Source organism: Oscillibacter sp. CAG:155, from assembly GCA_000436875.1.
GTDB lineage: Bacteria > Bacillota > Clostridia > Oscillospirales > Oscillospiraceae > Oscillibacter.
This window is the reverse complement of sequence record FR890890.1, coordinates 2,712-4,295: the sequence shown is the minus strand read 5'-3', so window position 1 is coordinate 4,295 and position 1,584 is coordinate 2,712. Positions and strand designations below refer to the sequence as shown.

Sequence of the window (1,584 nt, the reverse complement as noted above, 5' to 3'; positions counted from 1 at the left end):
ACGGTGGGCGAGCGGCTCTACACCGCCAAGGTGTATTTCCAGACGCCGGACCTCTTTGCCTGGACTGCCGTGATCGTGGCGGTGTCCATGGTTTTTGAGCGGCTGTTTCTGGCGGCGGTGGACGCCCTGGTGAGAAAGGCGGGAACGTAATGGAACTGGTACTCGACCACATCTCCAAGGCCTACGGCGGCCAGGTAGTTCTGCGGGACGTGACCTTTACCGTGGGCAGCGGCGTCACCTGCCTCATGGCCCCCTCCGGGGCGGGCAAGACCACGCTGCTGCGGATCTTGCTGGGGCTGGAGCGGCCGGACAGCGGCACGGTCCGGGACCTGGAGGGGCGGCGGCTCTCCGCCGTGTTTCAGGAGGACCGGCTGCTGGAACAGCGGGACTGGCGGGGTAATCTCCGCTTTGCGCTGGGCGGTGTCTTTGATGAGGAGGCGGCCCTGGCGCTGCTGGGGGAGTTGGGCCTTTCCGATACCGGTGTGCAGCCGGTGGGGGAGTGGTCCGGCGGCATGAAGCGCCGTCTGGCGCTGGCCCGGGCGCTGCTGGCCCCCTTCGACGCCCTGATCCTGGACGAGCCCTTCACTGGGCTGGACGGGGACAACCGCCGCCGGGCGGCCGGGTGTATCCTGGAGCGGACGGCGCTTCGGCCGGTGCTGCTGGTGACCCACGACGAGGCCGACGCCGAGGCGCTCTCTGCCCGGGTCATTCACCTCAATTAAAGAGAACGCGGTCGGGCGGCGTCTTGCCCGGCCGTTTTTTCACGGGCGCAAGACTGGAATTCCGGGCAAAGCTATGGTATAATCGATTTCAAAAAGAACCCCCAAAAACGGGAAAAGAAACGAACACGGTCCCGCGGACCGCAAGGAGGAGCATATTGCCCATGATCAAGATCACCACCGATTCCACCTGTGACCTGCCCCGGAGCCTGCTGGAGCAGCATGACATCACGGTCATCCCCCTGGGGATCGTGAAGGCGGGGCGGCTGTATCAGGACGGCGTGGACATCCGCATTGAGGACATCGCGGCCCATGTGGACGCCGGCGGCGAGATCACCACCACCAACGCCGTCAATATCGCCGACTATGAAGACGTGTTCCGCCGGATGACCCAGCGGTATGACGCGGTCATCCATTTCAACATCGGCATGCAGTTTTCCAGCTGCTATCAAAACGCCAAACTGGCGGCGGAGGAGGTGCCGGAGGTCTACGTGGTGGACTCGGCCAACCTGACGGTGGGCCACGGCATACTGGTGCTGGCCGCCGCGGAGGCGGCAGAGTCCGGCAAATCCGTCAGTGAGATTTTGAACCTTGTGGAGGAGCTGATCCCCCGAGTGGAGACCAGCTTCGTCCTGGACCGGCTGGACTATATGAAAAAGGGCGGGCGCTGTCCCGCCGTCACCGCTCTGGGCGCCAACCTTCTCAAGCTCCATCCCTGCGTGGAGGTCATCGGTGGCAAGATGTCCGTGACCAAGAAGTACCGGGGCTCCATGGAGAAGGTGGTGGGGGACTATGTCCGGGAGCGGCTTGCCGGACGGACGGACATCGACACCCGCCGGGTTTTCCTTGTGGACACCTGCCGCAC

The 1,584-nt window shown here is 64.3% G+C and carries 2 protein-coding genes; both read left to right on the top strand.

The genetic code is table 11. The features are described 5' to 3' along the window. The first annotated feature begins 149 nt into the window (after nt 1–149). Complete coding sequence (locus QZL67_RS04610; protein WP_022289589.1) at nt 150–722, top strand: ATP-binding cassette domain-containing protein; 573 nt, start codon at nt 150–152, stop codon at nt 720–722. A gap of 161 nt (nt 723–883) precedes the next feature. Next, a partial coding sequence (locus tag QZL67_RS04605) for a DegV family protein (RefSeq protein ID WP_292919870.1) occupies nt 884–1,584 on the top strand: 701 nt, incomplete at its 3' end.